General features: G+C 72.4%; 10 protein-coding genes. 8 read left to right on the plus strand and 2 right to left on the minus strand.

All coding sequences use genetic code 11. The features are described 5' to 3' along the window. The 6 genes from GTW43_RS35495 to moeZ all read left to right on the plus strand — a co-directional run. A partial coding sequence (locus GTW43_RS35495) for a DUF3152 domain-containing protein (RefSeq protein WP_161306088.1) occupies nt 1–1,185 on the plus strand: 1,185 nt, incomplete at its 5' end. A gap of 200 nt (nt 1,186–1,385) precedes the next feature. Beyond that, the gene (locus GTW43_RS35500; protein ID WP_161306096.1) at nt 1,386–3,479 is read left to right on the plus strand and encodes a DUF3492 domain-containing protein; all 2,094 of its coding nucleotides are present in this window, start codon (nt 1,386–1,388) and stop codon (nt 3,477–3,479) included. A 401-nt stretch (nt 3,480–3,880) separates the two neighbouring features. Further along, a complete protein-coding gene (locus GTW43_RS38380) occupies nt 3,881–5,998 on the plus strand; it encodes a hypothetical protein (RefSeq protein ID WP_237536983.1) in 2,118 nt (705 codons plus the stop codon). 271 nt (nt 5,999–6,269) lie between these two features. Then, nucleotides 6,270–7,238 (plus strand): NAD-dependent epimerase/dehydratase family protein, encoded by a 969-nt coding sequence (locus GTW43_RS35510; protein WP_161306089.1) that lies wholly within the window; start codon nt 6,270–6,272, stop codon nt 7,236–7,238. Further along, the gene (locus tag GTW43_RS35515; protein ID WP_161306090.1) at nt 7,226–7,975 is read left to right on the plus strand and encodes a spherulation-specific family 4 protein; all 750 of its coding nucleotides are present in this window, start codon (nt 7,226–7,228) and stop codon (nt 7,973–7,975) included. The genes GTW43_RS35510 and GTW43_RS35515 overlap by 13 nt, the downstream gene beginning before the upstream one ends. Nucleotides 7,976–8,038: 63 nt before the next feature. Beyond that, nucleotides 8,039–9,217 carry an adenylyltransferase/sulfurtransferase MoeZ gene (gene moeZ, locus GTW43_RS35520; RefSeq protein WP_161306091.1) on the plus strand — a complete coding sequence of 393 codons (1,179 nt, stop codon included), beginning with the start codon at nt 8,039–8,041 and terminating at the stop codon, nt 9,215–9,217. A gap of 409 nt (nt 9,218–9,626) precedes the next feature. Here moeZ and GTW43_RS35525 read toward each other — a convergent pair whose 3' ends face one another. Further along, the gene (locus GTW43_RS35525; RefSeq protein WP_161306092.1) at nt 9,627–11,174 is read right to left on the minus strand and encodes an alpha/beta hydrolase; all 1,548 of its coding nucleotides are present in this window, start codon (nt 11,172–11,174) and stop codon (nt 9,627–9,629) included. An 82-nt stretch (nt 11,175–11,256) separates the two neighbouring features. Beyond that, entirely contained in the window at nt 11,257–14,040 is a 2,784-nt protein-coding gene (locus GTW43_RS35530) for a lysylphosphatidylglycerol synthase transmembrane domain-containing protein (protein ID WP_161306093.1), read from the minus strand. Nucleotides 14,041–14,204: 164 nt separating this feature from the next. Here GTW43_RS35530 and GTW43_RS35535 point away from each other — a divergent pair, with 164 nt between their 5' ends. Next, nucleotides 14,205–14,588, plus strand: coding sequence for an MGMT family protein (locus tag GTW43_RS35535; RefSeq protein ID WP_161306094.1), 384 nt, complete (start codon nt 14,205–14,207; stop codon nt 14,586–14,588). A 278-nt stretch (nt 14,589–14,866) separates the two neighbouring features. After that, the coding region (locus tag GTW43_RS35540; protein WP_161306095.1) for a UvrD-helicase domain-containing protein at nt 14,867–15,991 on the plus strand (1,125 nt) is incomplete at its 3' end.

The raw sequence follows: 15,991 nt of genomic DNA on the forward strand, positions 1-15,991 counted from the left end.
CCGCCCGCGCCGCACGTCCGCGGCGGCCACCCCGAGCAGCGCGAGCCGGGCGGCGGCTGGGGAGCCCCGTCGATGGCTCCGCCCGCCCGGGGCACGGGCGGCGTCGGCGCCGAGGTGCCGCCTGTCGCCTCGCCGCCCGGCCCCGGACCGGCGTCCGGTCCGCTGCCGAGCCCGCGCCAGGAGTACGTCGACGCCTTCGACCGTCTCGACGCGCCCGCCGGCCGCTCCCCGTACGCGACGAGCCGCACGCTGAGCGGCGCTCCCGAGGAGCAGGACCCCTACGCCGCCGTCTCGGACTGGAGCGACCGGCCGCCCCCGCCCGGCGACGAGCTGCCGCAGGACGGGTCGGGTCGCGGCAAGCGGCGCACCGGCATGACGTTCACCGGGATCGCCGCGGCCGCCGTCACGACCGTGCTCGCCATCGTCGTCGCGGGCCAGGTCGCGGACGGCGGTGACTCCGGGGGCGGTGCACAGGCACGCGCCGCCGACGGAACGCGCGCGCAGAACGGCTCGGCGTCCCGTTCGGACGACCGCGCCACACCGAGCGCACCGGGCCGCGCCGCGCCGCTCACGTACGGGCAGAAGATGGCGAAGAAGTACCCGCTCAAGGCTGATCTCAAGGGCTCGGGGGCGTTCGAGACGATCCCGACGGGCGCCGCGGCACCGGGCAAGGGGACCAAGTTCCGGTACCGGATCGACGTGGAGAAGGGCCTCGGCCTCGACGCGCAGCTGTTCGCGGACGCCGTGCAGAAGACGCTGAACGACAAGCGGAGCTGGGCGCACGGCGGGGAGCGCACCTTCGAGCGCGTCGCGCGAGGCGAGAAGGCCCAGTTCGTCATCACGCTCGCCAGCCCCGGGACCACGGCGGACTGGTGCGCCAAGTCGGGCCTCGACACGACCGAGGACAACGTGTCGTGCGACTCCGCCGCCACCGACCGCGTGATGATCAACGCCTACCGCTGGGCGCAGGGCGCGAAGCCCTTCGACGACGCGCTGCACGACAAGGCGATCTATCCGTACCGCCAGATGCTCATCAACCACGAGGTCGGCCACCGGCTCGGCTTCAACCACGTGACGTGCACCAACGACGGCGCGCCGGCCCCGGTCATGCAGCAGCAGACCAAGTTCCTCACGTCCGGTGGGATCACGTGTCTGCCCAACCCCTGGGTGTTTCCCAAGGGTTGACGCTCCGTAGCGTTCCGTAGTCTCGCGGTCTCTTAGCGCGACAGAACGTCACGCGCGCGGGAAAGTTACGGCCGTTCACCCCTTTTGGTGGCGCGATGGACAACCGTCCATCGCACCACCGGCATGTCCGCATACGTTCTTCCCGCTGCGAGCCGCCGGTCCAACGACGGCTCACCGACAGGGAGATCGGGGGTGTGGGCGTGCGCATCGGACTGCTGACCGAGGGTGGTTATCCGTATGTGAGCGGCGAGGCCAGACTCTGGTGCGACCGGCTTGTGCGCGGACTCGAGCAGCACGAGTTCGACATCTACGCGCTCAGCCGCAGCCAGGAGCAGGAGGACGCGGGCTGGATCGAACTCCCCCCGCAGGTCAGCCGGGTGCGGACCGCACCGCTGTGGACCGGCGCCGAGGACGGCACGCACGGCCCCGCGATCGGCCGCCGCGCCCGCCGGCGCTTCGCCGCTCTCTACGGGGAGCTGGTGACCGCGATCGTGCGCTCCGGCGGCGCCGAGACGGGCGGCGGGATCGACTCCGCCACCGAGGCGGACCGTTTCGCCACTGCTCTCTACGGGCTGGCCGAACTCGCCCGCGCCGAGGGTGTCCTCGGCCTCGCGCTGCGTTCCGAGGCCGCCGTGCGCATCCTGGAGCGCGCCTGTCGTGCGCCCGGAGCGCTGCGCGCCGCCCGCGCCGCCCGCGTCCCCGACCTCCTCGCCTTCACCGGTCACCTCGAGCGCGCGCTGCGCCCGCTCTCGCTCGACTGGTACGACGACGCGTCCGGCAGCGCCGGGCTCACCGGGGGCGGCGGACTCGGCGCCGTCGACCTGTGCCACGCCGCCTCGGGCGGATCGGCGGCGCTGCCCGGTCTCCTCGCCAAGCGCTTCTTCGGCGTCCCCCTGCTCGTCACCGAGTACGGGGTGCAGCTGAGGGCCCGCTACATCGCCGCGGGTGACGCCGAACTGAGCGCGCCCGTGCGTGCGCTCCTCGCCGCCTTCCACGGTCGGCTCGCCGCCGAGGTCTACCGCGAGGCGGCCCTGATCACTCCGGGCAACGCGCACGCCCGCCGCTGGCAGGAACGGTGCGGCGCCGACCGCGCCAAGCTCCGCACCGTCCACCCCGGCATGGAGGCCTCCCGCTTCGCCGAGGTCGGCGAGCGGGAGGAGCCGGGGGAGCCCGACACCCTCGTCTGGGTCGGCCGGGTCGAACCCTCCAAGGACCTCATCAACCTCCTGCACGCCTTCGCCGAGATCCGCAAGGAGGAGCCGAAGGCGCGGCTGCGCATCGTGGGCGCGGTCCCGGCGGCCTGCGGGACCGGCACCAACCCGGGCGGCGTCGGACCGGCGCCGGGTCAGGGAACGGGTCCGCGCGCCGGCGCACTCGCCGGGCAGGGTGGAGCGACCGCTGCCGCCACCGGGCCGACGGGGCGCGGGTCGGCCGCGGGCGGCGTCCCGGACGGGAGCGTCGACGCCGGGGTGAACGCGGTCGCAGGCGTCGGACAGCCCGGAGCCAGCGAGGCCGAGGCCGAGACCTACCTCGGCCACTGCAAGGCCCTCGCCGCTCAGCTCTTCCCCGACGAGGCCGACGGGCTGCACTCCGTCGGTGAGAACCCCGTCTCCTTCGAGGAACTCGGTGGCCCCGAGGCCCCCGACCTCGCCGACGCCTACGGATCGGGCTCCGTCGTCGTCCTCTCCAGCGTCGTCGAGGGCTTTCCGATCAGCCTCGCCGAGGCCATGTTCTGCGGGCGCGCAACCGTGTCCACCGACGTCGGCGCCGTGGTCGAAGTCATCGGCGGCACGGGACTCGTGGTGCCGCCCCGCAACCCGCGGGCGCTCGCCGAAGCCTGCGTCGCGCTGCTGCGCGACCCGGAGCGCCGCGAGCGCCTCGGAGCGGCGGCCCGCGCCCGCGCGCTGGAGCTCTTCACCGTCGAACAGAACATCGCGGCATTTCGCAGCATTTACCTGGAGATCGTGTCGCACTGCCCTGTGCGCAGGGAGGCCCTGGACGACTCCGGCGAGCCCCTGCCCTTCGCGCATCCCCCCGAGGCGCACGTGCCCGGCCGGTGGACAGCGCCCGCCGTGGACGGCGCCGGAGGCGCCTGGCGTGCGGGCCATCCCGACGCCGTGGTCTCGGGCGTGCCCCGATGGGCCGACACCGGTGCGGCGACCGAGTTGTCTGCGGGAGCCGACTCCCGCCTGGCGCTCGGCACCCGCACCGGGGGCGGAAGCGGCGGCGGGGAACGCGAGCAACGCGAGCAGTTGGCCGGGGCCACCCCCGGCTGCGGGGAAGGCGAAGCATGAACGGGCGACAGGACATGGCCCCCGCGGGACGCCACGGCACGGATGTCGTGAGCCCGGATGTTGTGGGCACGGATGTCGTGGGCACGGGTGCTGTGGGCACGGATGTCGTGGGCACGGGTGCCGTGGATCTGGACGTCCTGGATTCGGGCGCGGCAGGTGGGGAGGCCGCAGGCAGGGATGCCGCAGGTGCGGATGTCACGGGCACAGGCGCGGGCGTTGGCGGTACGGGTGCTGTCGGTACGGGCGTCGCAGGTACGAGTGCCGGCGGTACGGATGTCGTCGGTACGGACCTGCCCGGGGCGCCGGTAGGGGCGACCGCCTGGGGGGCCGTCGCCGACCCGGACCCGCTCCGCGGATCCGCGGCGGATCGTTTGACCACGGTCCGGCCGGCGGAACCGTCCGTGCCGGTCGCCCCCGACAGCGAGCTGCTCAGCGAGGCCGGAGCCGCCTGGCGCGCGAGCGACTCCACCATGCGCCCCGAGGCCGGGCCCGCCGCCGATGCGGGCTCGGCCGACGGGGGCGATGACGCGCCGCAGGAGAACCGCCCCGGGTGCACGGGCGACAGCTCGACCCCGGGCGAAGGCCGCCGCCCCGAGCAGACGAGTGGTGGGCCGGTGCCTGCTGAGGACCGCGCGGAGCCTCTGGCCACACCGGGTGAGCCGGGCGACAGGACGACCGACAACACGAGCGACAGCACCGCGGGTCCGATCGCCCCGGACTACGTCTCCGACCTCCTGGACCCCTTCGACTCCTCGCATCGGTCCGGCCGGACTGTTTCGCTGGACCCGATCAGCCCCGCCGAACCAGCCGACCCGACCACTCCAGACGACCCGACCAGGACCGCCGGCTCGACCGGCCTCACTGATGCGACCGGTTCCGTCGACCCGACCGGTTCGAACCGCTCCGCTGACGCGATGGGTTCGACCGGCCCGGCTGAATCGTTCGATCTGGCTGCACGTACGGGTGGACCCGGAGGCATTGGCTCCAGCGGTCCGATCGGCGCCATCGATCCCACCGACCCCTTCAGCCTCGTCGGCGATTCGACCGGAGAAGCTGGTCTGACCGATCGGACCCACACCCGTGCGAGCAAGGGGGCCGATGCAACCCCTGGGACCGGCCCGACCGGCGGCAGTGTGTCCCCCGGCGCTCCCGGTGCCCCGGGCGCTCCCGGCGCGGTCCGCTCCTCCGGAGCCGGAGCCGGAACCGGGGCCGCGTCGTCCGACGACGACTCCGCACTGCTCGCCCTCCTCACTCTCCCGGCCGACGCCGAGAAGCCGACGCTCGCGGCAGCCGTGACCTCGTCCACCTCCTCTGCCGAGCGGGAAGCGTCCCGCGCCGGCGCCGGCGCCGGCGCCAGCTCCGGGACCGCGGCCCGGCCCCGGGCCGCCGCCGAACGCGCCGCGGAGCGCACGCCCGCCAACTCCCGTTCGCCCCAGCGTCGTTCCGGAGCGGACCCCGTCAAGGTCCTCATGCATCGGCACCGGGACCTGTGCGAGCGCGCCGTCGACCCGCTGGAGATCGCCGCCGGGCTCGAGGCACACGGTGTCACCGACCGGACCGCGGCCCGCTACCGGCACAAGGACGTCTTCTCGCTCGCCGAGGAGATGTACGCCCGCATGCCGCGCACCGGCGACACTGTCGAGTCGGCCCCGGCGGTCCCGCCAGGCCGCCCGCGCCTCCGCGGAAGCTGGGCCGGGCCGGCCCTCCTCCCCGGCGCTCTCGCCGCCCTCACCCTGCTCGGCGTGGAGACCACACGCGGCACGGTCCGCCTGGTGCTCGGCGTCGCCGGCCTGCTCGTCGTCTGCGCCGTGCTTCAGGCGGCGCTGCGCCGCGGGCCGCTGCGGACCGGCGAGGGACCCTCCGCACCCTCTGCCTGGCTGTGGGTCTGGTGGCTGCTCGCCTACGCGGCACTCGGCGACGGCCTCCTCGCCGCCGCTCTCTCCGGCGGGCCGGACGAGGCCTGGGCCCCGTCGACCGCTCCGCTGCTCGCCCTCGCGATCAGCGTCGCGCCCGGCACCTGCTGTGCCTACCTCTTCATGACCGGTGCTCGACGTCGTCTCGCCCTCAGCCATGGGCTCGCCGAATTCGCCTCTTCCGCACGTCCGTTGCTGCTCGGCTGTGTCCTCCTGTTCGCCTTGATCCTTGTCGCCCTGCTGGCGGGTGCCGGCGCCGTGCTCGACCAGGACGTCGACATCGCGGGCGCGACCGCTCTCGGCGTGCTGCTCCTGCTCGCCCGGCTGCTCGCCGCGCACGGCCGCAGCCACGCCCCGGCCGTCGTGCTCGGCGCCGCCGCCGGCGTCGAGACGGTGGCCGTCGCCACGGTCTTCGCCGCCCGGCTGCCCGGCTGCGACTTCCTGGGCGTGCCCGTCGAGTCCGTCGTGGACGCGGCCGGACCCGGCGTCGTGCCGGCCGTCGCCTGCGCGGTCGCGGCGCTCGCCCTGCTCGTCCATGCCACCCGCACTCTGACGCACGCCTCCGCCCACGCGGGCCCCGACGCCACCACGGGCGAGATGCCATGACCACGGGCCGGCCCACGGTCGGGCGCGCGACCCCCTGACCCCTCGCGCTCGCCGCACGACCACACCCACCTCTCGCCCGCGGTGCCGACACCGCGGGCTCACTCGTCGAACCAGAGCAACACCCATAAGGAGAACGCCAGATGACCACCCCTCCTCCCGGAGGCGCCGGACACGCCGGATACTCCGGATCTCATGGGCAGCGCACCCACGACCGGTGTGACCGGCGCCCAGCGTGCCGGGCGCACGCGGCTCGGATTCCGGGAGGCGACCGATGAGGGTCCTGCTGATCGGAGCCAACGGGTACCTGGGCCGCTTCGTCGCCGACCGCCTCCTGGCGGACCCCGCCGTGCAGCTGACGGCGCTGGGCCGGGGCGACGACGCCGACGTCCGCTTCGACCTCGCCACCGGCAGCCCGGGCGCGCTCACCCGCTTTCTCGAGGCCGTGCACCCTGGCGTGGTCATCAACTGCGCGGGCACCACCCGCGGCGGCGCCCGCGAACTGACCCGGCACAACACCGTCGCCGTCGCCACCGTCTGCGAGGCCCTGCGCCGCAGCGGCTGCGGCGCCCGCCTCGTGCAGATCGGCTGCGGCGCCGAGTACGGCCCCTCGCAGCCCGGCTCGTCCACCGCCGAGGACGCGGTGCCCCGCCCCGGCGGTCCGTACGGCGTCAGCAAGCTCGCCGCCACCGAACTCGTCCTGGGCTCCGGCCTCGACGCCGTCGTGCTGCGGGTCTTCTCACCGGCCGGCCCGGGCACCCCCGCCGGGTCGCCGCTCGGCCGGCTGGCCGAGGCGATGCGCCGTGCGATGCAGGCCGGCGACGGTGAGCTGAAGCTCGGCGGACTCGGCGCGCAGCGCGACTTCATCGACGTCCGCGACGTGGCGCGCGCCGTGCACGCCGCCTCGCTGTCCGCGGCCCAGGGCGTGATCAACATCGGCTCGGGCCGCGCCGTCCGGCTGCGCGACGCCGCCGCCGTCCTCGCCCGCGTCGCCGGTTTCGGCGGGGCGCTGCACGAGCTCGACGGCCCGCCGTCCGCGATGCGCCAGGCCGTCGGCCATCCGCGGGGCGAGTCCGAGCACGGCATGCACAGCCCGCCCGCCGCATATCCGTACCCCGACGGCTGCGGCAGCTGGCAGCAGGCCGATGTGCGCACGGCGCGCGACCGGCTCGGCTGGCGGCCCCGCATCAACCTCGAAGAGTCCCTCGCCGACATCTGGATGGAGGCGGCATGCCGTATCTGACCCCGACCGCGACCGGCCTGTCGAGCACCGACGTACGACTCGGCTTCGGTATCCCCGGATTCGCCCACCCGCTCGTCGCCCCCGCCGAGTGGGCCGAACTCACCCGCCCGTCGGCCCCGCTGCACTGGGTCGTCCTCAACGTGGCACACGGTCCGGGCAGCCGCCCCGACCCGCACTGTCTGGAGGCGGTGGGCCGGCTGCGCAACGCGGGCGTACGTGTGCTGGGTCACCTCGACCTGACCTACGGAGCGCGCGCCTTCGGCGAACTGGTCTCCGACGCGCACCGGTTCCTCGACTGGTACCAGGTCGACGGATTCCACCTGGACCGCTGCCCGACCGAGCGCGCCGTCCTGCCCGAGGTCCGGCGGACCGTGACGACCCTGCGCGCTTTGGTCGACGACGCCTACATCGTCCTCGGGCACGGCACCCACCCGTACCCCGGATACGCCGAGACCGCCGACCAGTTGGTCACGTTCTCCGGGCCCTGGAGCGACTACCGCTGGTCGCAGGTGGCGGAGTGGACGGCGGAGTATCCGCCGGAGCGCTTCTGCCACTTCGTGCACGGCATGCCGCGCGGCCATCTGGACGAGGCGCTGCGTATCGCGCGCTGGCAGGGCGCGGGCACCATCTACTTCACCGACCGCACGGAGCGGGACGGCGGGACCACGGCCTGGGAGTCGATGCCCGGCTACTGGGACGAAATCGTCTCGCGGATCGGACCGGGTGTCTCGGAATGAAGGAGGGCGTGGCAGTGTTACAGACGGAACAACCGTACGTAGATACCGACCAACGGAGTCCCCGTGTCGCTGCCACCCCTGGTCGAGCCAGCTGCTGAGCTCACCGTAGACGAGGTCCGCAGGTACTCCCGCCACCTGATCATCCCGGATGTCGGGATGGACGGGCAGAAGCGGCTGAAGAACGCCAAGGTGCTCTGTGTGGGCGCCGGCGGACTGGGTTCGCCGGCCCTGATGTACCTGGCCGCGGCCGGCGTGGGCACGCTCGGCATCGTGGAGTTCGACGAGGTCGACGAGTCGAACCTGCAGCGCCAGATCATCCACAGCCAGGCCGACATCGGCCGGTCCAAGGCGGAGTCCGCGAAGGACTCGGTCCTCGGCATCAACCCGTACACGAACGTGATCCTGCACGAAGAGCGGCTCGAAGCCGACAACGTGATGGACATCTTCAGCCAGTACGACCTGATCGTCGACGGCACCGACAACTTCGCGACGCGCTACCTCGTCAACGACGCGTGCGTGCTGCTCAACAAGCCCTATGTGTGGGGTTCCATCTACCGCTTCGACGGCCAGGCCTCGGTCTTCTGGTCCGAGCACGGGCCGTGCTACCGCTGCCTGTACCCGGAGCCCCCGCCGCCCGGCATGGTCCCCTCGTGCGCCGAGGGCGGCGTCCTGGGCGTGCTGTGCGCGTCCATCGGCTCCATCCAGGTCAACGAGGCGATCAAGCTCCTCGCCGGCATCGGTGAGCCGCTCGTCGGCCGCCTGATGATCTACGACGCCCTGGAGATGCAGTACCGCCAGGTGAAGGTCCGCAAGGACCCCAACTGCGCGGTCTGCGGCGAGAACCCGACCGTCACCGAGCTCATCGACTACGAGGCCTTCTGCGGCGTCGTGTCCGACGAGGCGCAGGAGGCGGCCGCCGGCGCGACGATCACTCCCAAGCAGCTCAAGGAGTGGATCGACGACGGCGAGAACATCGAGATCATCGATGTCCGGGAGCCCAACGAGTACGAGATCGTCTCCATCCCGGGCGCCAAGCTGATTCCCAAGAACGAGTTCCTCATGGGGACCGCCCTGGAGAGTCTGCCGCAGGACAAGAAGATCGTCCTGCACTGCAAGACGGGTGTCCGCAGTGCGGAAGTCCTCGCCGTCCTGAAGTCCGCGGGCTTCGCGGACGCCGTGCACGTGGGCGGCGGCGTGATCGGCTGGGTCAACCAGATCGAGCCGGAGAAGCCGGTCTACTGAGCCACCGCCGACCGGCCATGATCGTCCCGGACGGGCCTCGCGCACTGCGCGCGGGGCCCGTCCGGCGCGTTCGGGAGCTTGATCAGACCCGCGTGAAGGGCTCGCGCGCCGTGTCGTCGCGCCGTATTCGACACTCCTGTCGGTGCCCGGCCCCTGCCGTCACCGATGTCACCACCGCCGCACCGGCCGGCCCCCGTGTCCCGAACTGCTGCGGGTGGTCGGCGCCCGCACCGGCGCCTGCCGTCTCCGGGCCCCTGCTCCCGCCCCTGTCCGTGTCCCTGTCCCTGTACATGTCGTCTCCCCCTCGACTGCCGTCCTGACCGGCCCCGATCGCTCTCGATCGGGAACCGACGACGTCAGATTAGAAGGTCCCGCCGACATCCGCCGGAGCCTGTGGATAACTCCGCGATCACGAGCAGACCGTTCCCTCTTTCGGGACCGTGCCGTCGAGGAGATAGCTGTTCACGGCGCCGGACACGCACTTGTTCCCGCTGTCGTACGCCCCGTGCCCCTGTCCCTTGTACGTCAGCTGGACCCCGACGCCCTTGCCCAGGGCCTGGGCCATCTTCCGCGCGCCCTCGTATGGCGTGGCCGGGTCGCCGGTGTTGCCCACGACGAGGATCGGGGCGGAGCCGGCCGCGGCGACGTCCGGGTGGTCGGCGGCGCCGTCGGTCGCCCAGTCGGTGCAGCTCAGCATGCCCCAGGCGAGGTAGTCGCCGAACAGAGGTGACGCGGTGCGGAACTCGGGCAGTTTCGCCTCGACGTCCTCCGGCGTGTACCGGGGCTTGTCGTCGGCGCAGTTGATCGCGACGTTGGCGGCCTGGATGTTGCTGTACTTTCCGTCCTCGTTGCGCCCGTTCATCGAGTCGGACAGCGTCATCAGGACCTTGCCGTCGCCGTCGTAGGCCTGCTGCAGGCCCTCGGTGAGGTACTCCCAGAAGTCCTTCGAGTAGAGGGACTGGGCGATCCCGTTCGAGGCCGCCGTCTGTGTCAGGTCCCGCGGGAAGATCCCCGGGATCGGCTTGTCGTCGAGGTCCCGGAGCAGCTTGGCGATCTTGTCCTTCACGTCCTGGGGGGTGTCGCCGACCGGGCAGTCCTCGATCTTGGACGTGCAGTCCTTCGCGTAGTTGTCGAGCGCGAGCTGGAAGCCCTTGGCCTGGCCCAGCGAGCTCTGCTCCGAGTTCTCCGTGGGGTCGACCACGCCGTCGAACACGGCGCGGCCCACCTTCTTGGGGAACAAGTGCGCGTAGACACCGCCCAGTTCGGTTCCGTACGAAATGCCGAAATAGTACAGTTTGTCGTCACCCAGAACCTGACGCATCAGGTCCATGTCCCGGGCCGCGTCGGTGGTGCGGACGTGGGGGAGGACCTTGCCGGAACGCTTGTCGCACGCGCTGTTGAACGCCGTCACGTTGTCGACGAGCTTCTTGCGCTCCGCCGCGTCGTCGGGGGTGGAGTCCTGCTGGAAGTACTCGTCCAGCTTCTCGTCGTCCTCGCACATGACGCCCGCGCTGCGGCCCACCCCGCGCGGGTCGAAGCTGACCAGGTCGTAGCGGGTGCGCAGCTTCGCGTAGTCCGTGCCGAACGCCGGCAGGCTCGTGATGCCCGAACCTCCGGGGCCGCCGAAGTTGAAGATCAGCGAGCCGATCCGCCGGTCCTCGGCACCGCTCGCCTTCGCGCGGATCAGCGCGAGGCCGATCGTGTCGCCCTTCGGCTTGTCCCAGTCGAGCGGCGCCTTCATGGTGGCGCACTGCCACTCGGCACCGCCGGGCAGCGGGGACGGGGCCTCTCCGCCGCCCTCGGAATCCGCCGGCGCGGGACAGTCCTTCCAGTTCAGCGTCTGGGACGGCAGATCCACGGCGTCCTTGGAATCGCCGCTGCAGGCCGCGAGCGACGTGGACAGCAGGGCGGCGGATACGGCCAGGGCAGCGGCGCGGGGCCGGGACGGAATGGGCATGCGTCCATCCTGCGATGGCCGGGAGCGGGACGCTCGGGCTGCGGTCTGTGCGGGTGAGAGGCGGCGACCGCGGCCCGGCGTCCTACAGGGCGCCCTTGCGGCTCAGGTGGTTGAAGAACAGCCAGCCGGGCAGCACGGGGAGCCACAGCGTCAGGAGGCGGTACAGGAGCACCGCGGGGGCGGCGACCTCCTTGGGCAGGCCGACCGCGATCAGACCGACGGTCAGGGTGGCCTCGACGGCTCCGACACCGCCCGGTGTCGGAGCGGCCGAGCCGAGCGCGTTGCCCGCGAGGAAGACGACCGCGACGCTGGCGAGGCTCAGGCTCGTCGCCTCGTTGCCGAAGGCGCGGATCGACGCGTCGAGACACATGACGAAGCACGCGGTCAGGAGCAGCATGCCGCCGATGCCGGTGACCAGCTTCCGCGGCCGCTGCAGCACGTCGAGCATGCGCGGCACCACACCGGCGAAGAGCGACCGTACGCGCGTGACGACGAATTTCCGCAGGAACGGGATCGACGTCACCACAAGGACGAGCACAGCGACCGTCAGGAGCCCGGCGATGACCGTCCGGGACGGCGACAGAGAGGGCGTCTTCTCGGTGCCGGTGAGATAGCCGAACGTCAGCAGGAGCAGGATGTGCGCGCCCATGCCGAACAGCTGCGAGGCGCCCACACTCGCGACGGCGAGCCCGGGCCGGACGCCCGACCGCTGGAGGAAGCGCGTGTTGAGCGCCACGCCGCCGACCGCGGCCGGCGCCACGATCTTCACGAAGGAACCGGCCACTTGGGCCGCGACGGTCCGCATGAAGGGCACGCGCTCCGGCACGAAGCCGAGCAGGCTCATCGCGGCCGCCACGTAACTGAGCGCGGAGAACACCACCGCGAGTCCGACCCAGCCCCACTCGGCCTCACCGACGATCGCCCCGAAGTCGATGTGAGTGAGCTGGGACAGCAGGAAGTACGCGCCGATCGCCCCGGCGATGAAGCTGATCAGGGTGCGCGGCCTGATGCGCTCCAGACGGGCCGGCTCCACGGGCGCCTGGGGGCGGATCCGCAGCACCTGGTGGCGGATCTGGGTGAGCAGATCCTCCTCGCGTGCCTCGTCGAGAGCCTCGTCGATGGCCCGCTTCTGCGCCTGGCGCTCGGCCTTCTCGTTCTTCTTCTCGGTCTTTTTCTCGGCCCGTACGGACTGCTTGGCACTGCCGTTCTCCGCGGCGGCCGTCTGGCGCGCCTCGCGGGCCCGGTCGGCCGCCTCGAGGACGGCCTCGCGCTCGCGCTGAGCGCGCTCCCGGCCCAGCCGTCGCAGGGTTGCCCGGGTGGAGCGTGTGAGGGCGATCGGCTGCAGCAGCGGCAGGCAGTCCGCGACGGTGTCGGGGCCGAGGACGCCGACCGCCGAGGCGACCGCGCGCTCGGCGCCCACGCGCAGGCCGAGAGTGGTGACCAGTTGCGCGATGTCCATGCGCAGCACCAGGTCGCCCGCGGCGATCTCACCGCCCCGCAGGTCGGTCAGGATCACCGTGCCGGAACGATCCACCAGAATGGCGTCGCCGGCCAGCCTGCGATGGGCGATCCGGCGCGACTGCAGTGCCTGGACCTGGTGCCAGGTGTCGCGCAGCAGGTCGTCGGTGATCTCCTCGTCGGGCATCGCGTCCAGGGAGCGGCCGCCGATGTGCTCGTAGACGAGCATCACCGCGTCGGGGCCCAGCTCGGACGTCGCGATCAGCTTCGGTGCGTTGGCCCCGGCCGAGATCGCCGCATAGGCGAGCAGTGCCTCCTGCTCCAGGGCCTGTCGCAGCGACTGGAGACTGCGGCGCTGGGTGATGCCGCGCAGCGTCAGCCGGCGCCAGACCCGGTAGAAGAAGCCTTGTGCCTGCTGTTCCCGGTCCACCACGGTGATGTCGAGCGGTGGACCGTCCTCCAGGGTGACGAAGTACCGTCGCCCCCGGTCGCCGTTCTCCGTCGCGCCCTCGTGCGCCTCCTCGCGGGAAGCGCTGACGGGGTGGAAGCCCACGTGCCGCAGGCCCGCGAGCAGGGTCTGCCCGGTGGGGCGCACATTGGGGGAGCCGACTGCGTACAGCGTGCCGTAGGCGACCGTCCAGCCGATGAGGATGGTGAGGATGATCGAGAACGGTGTCGTGTAGCCCGTGACGAGCATCGCGAACGCGTCGAGACACAGCACCACCCACAGCACGACACGCCATCGTGGCCGCCGGGACATGCCGACGGCCGTCATATAGGCGATGACCGGCGCCAGATAGCCGTGCACGGGGTCGGTGAGGGCGTGGATGTCGCCCGGTGACACTTTGGTGAGCGCGTCCTGGATCGACTCGGGCGCCGCCTTGGCGACCCACAGATCCGTCGCCAGCGTCACGCCGTGGGCGAGCACGGCGGCGAGCACGCCGTCCGCGATGCGCAGCCCGTCGCGCTTGATCAGCCGCTCGATGGCGAACGCGACCGGAACGAGCAGGATCGCGATGCTCGACGCGAGCCCCGCGAACTTGGTCAGCAGGTCGGGCGCCTGCCCCGTGCCCTTGTCGATGTCCTGCGCGAAGCCCGTGGTGGTGGCGTGGGCGAACGTGGCGATGGCGAGCAGCACGACGACGGCGAGCAGACCCACCAGGAGCCGCATGAGATCCGAAGGGCGGTGCACGCGCGCGGGGAGGAGCGGTTCGTCGCCGTCCACCTGGTCCGTGTGCGCGTCGGGGGTGACGCTGTCCGGGTCGTGGAGCGGCTGCTCGGGCTTGTCGGGCTTGTCGTCCTCGGCCTGCCCGGCCGGGTCCTCAGGGCGCGCCGGTGTCACAGAGGAGCCCTCCGCCTTCTCGGGGTGCACGCTCTGCTCCGTCGTCTCTTCTTGATCTCGTATCACCAGTCACCGCCCGCACGATGGTGGCATGCCCTGTCGTCGTAGGGGGGTATCAGGGTGCTTTCGACAGGCGCGAAGTCGTCGGCAAGCGCCTTCTTGTACGACTCTCCAGGCTGCCTTTCGTATGTCCCTCCAGGCTGTCGGTGGCGTGCGGCAGGATGGGCCGGATGAGCGAGGAGAGCGATGCGGCAGGCGATCTTCCCGAGCACGGCGACCTTCCCGAGTACGCGGAGCGCGTCCTCGAGGTCGCCGAGCTGATCCCGCCCGGGCGTGTCATGACGTACGGGGACGTCGCCGAGTGGCTGGAGGAGGGCGGCCCGCGCCAGGTGGGGCGAGTGATGTCCCTCTACGGCGGCGGCGTCCCCTGGTGGCGCGTGGTGCGCTCCGACGGGCATCTGCTGCCGGGACACGAGCTGCGCGCCCTGGGCCACTACCGCGAGGAGGGCACGCCGCTGCGCGAGGCCTCCCGGGCCGCGGACGGGCATCTGCCGCGCCTCGACATGAAGCGCGCGCGGTGGGACGGCGAGACGCGTTCGGTAGCTCACACGTGACAGCTTCGGCGATTCCACGCGCGGGCGAGCCGCCGGTGGCCCGTACGAGGGAAAGGCGGCGATCGGGGCACTTCGCCGCCACGGCGTCCGTTCGTGAGACGCGGCACACCTGCCGTGGAAAGCGGGCGGGAGGCGCGCCGGAAGTCCGGCTTCCGCCACACTCGACGGCGTAGCGTCGACGGCACCGTCGATGGCAGCCACCTCCTTCACCCCGTGGCCCCCGCCCTGAGCGGCCGGCCCTTCGACCGCCAGCAGACCCACCAGGACCAGCGATCCACGTGAGCTCCTCCTCGTCCCCCCGGCGCCCGTCGCACCACCCGGTCCGACAGGGGATGCCGGGCGCGTACCGGCTGGTGCGCACCCCGCGGGACCCGGTGGATCCCCCTCGTCTGGACGCACACCAGCGTGCTGTGGTTGACCACTCCCGTGGCCCCCTGCTGGTCCTCGCCGGACCCGGCACCGGGAAGACGACCACCCTTGTGGAAGCCGTCTCCGCGCGCATCGAGCGGGGGGCGGCGCCGGGACGCATCCTGGTCCTCACGTTCAGCCGGAAGGCCGCCGTCGAGCTCCGCGACCGCATGGCGCTGCGTATCGGCGCCGCCCGCGCCCCGCAGGCCACGACCTTCCACTCCTTCTGTTACGCGCTGATCCGCGCGCACCAGGACTCCGAGCTGTTCGCCGAGCCGCTGCGCCTCCTGTCGGGCCCCGAGCAGGACGTCACGGTGCGCGAGATGCTGGCCGGCCAGGTCGACCTGGAGCGGGCCGGGCTCGCCCACGTGCGCTGGCCCGATGAGTTGCGCGCCTGCCTCACGACGCGCGGCTTCGCCGACGAGGTGCGCGCGGTCCTCGCCCGCAGCCGGGAGCTGGGACTCGGACCGGCTGCCCTCGACGCCTTCGCCCGCCGCATCGGCCGCCCCGACTGGCGCGCGGCCGCCACGTTCCTCGCCGAGTACCTGGACGTCCTCGACATGCGGGGCGTGCTCGACTACGCCGAGCTGGTGCACCGCGCCGTGCTCCTCGCCCGGCGCCAGGACGTCGCCGGGCGACTTGCCGCCCAGTACGACGCGGTGTTCGTCGACGAGTACCAGGACACCGACCCCGCGCAGGTCCGGCTGCTGCAAGCCCTCGCCGGGCAGGGACGCACCCTGGTCGCGTTCGGCGACCCGGATCAGTCGATCTACGCGTTCCGCGGTGCCGATGTGAACGGCATCCTGGACTTCCCGCACGCCTTCCCGCGGGCCGACGGAGCACCCGCGCGCGTGGAGGTGCTCACCACGTCCCGGCGCTCCGGAGCGCAGCTCCTGGAGGCCACGCGACGCATCACCCAGCGGATGCCGCTGACACGGCTCCCGTCCGACAAGGTCCGCGCCCACCGCGAGCCGACACCGGTCAGGGGCGGCGGC

Origin of the sequence: Streptomyces sp. SID5785, from assembly GCF_009870065.1 — a bacterium.
Lineage (GTDB): Bacteria > Actinomycetota > Actinomycetes > Streptomycetales > Streptomycetaceae > Streptomyces.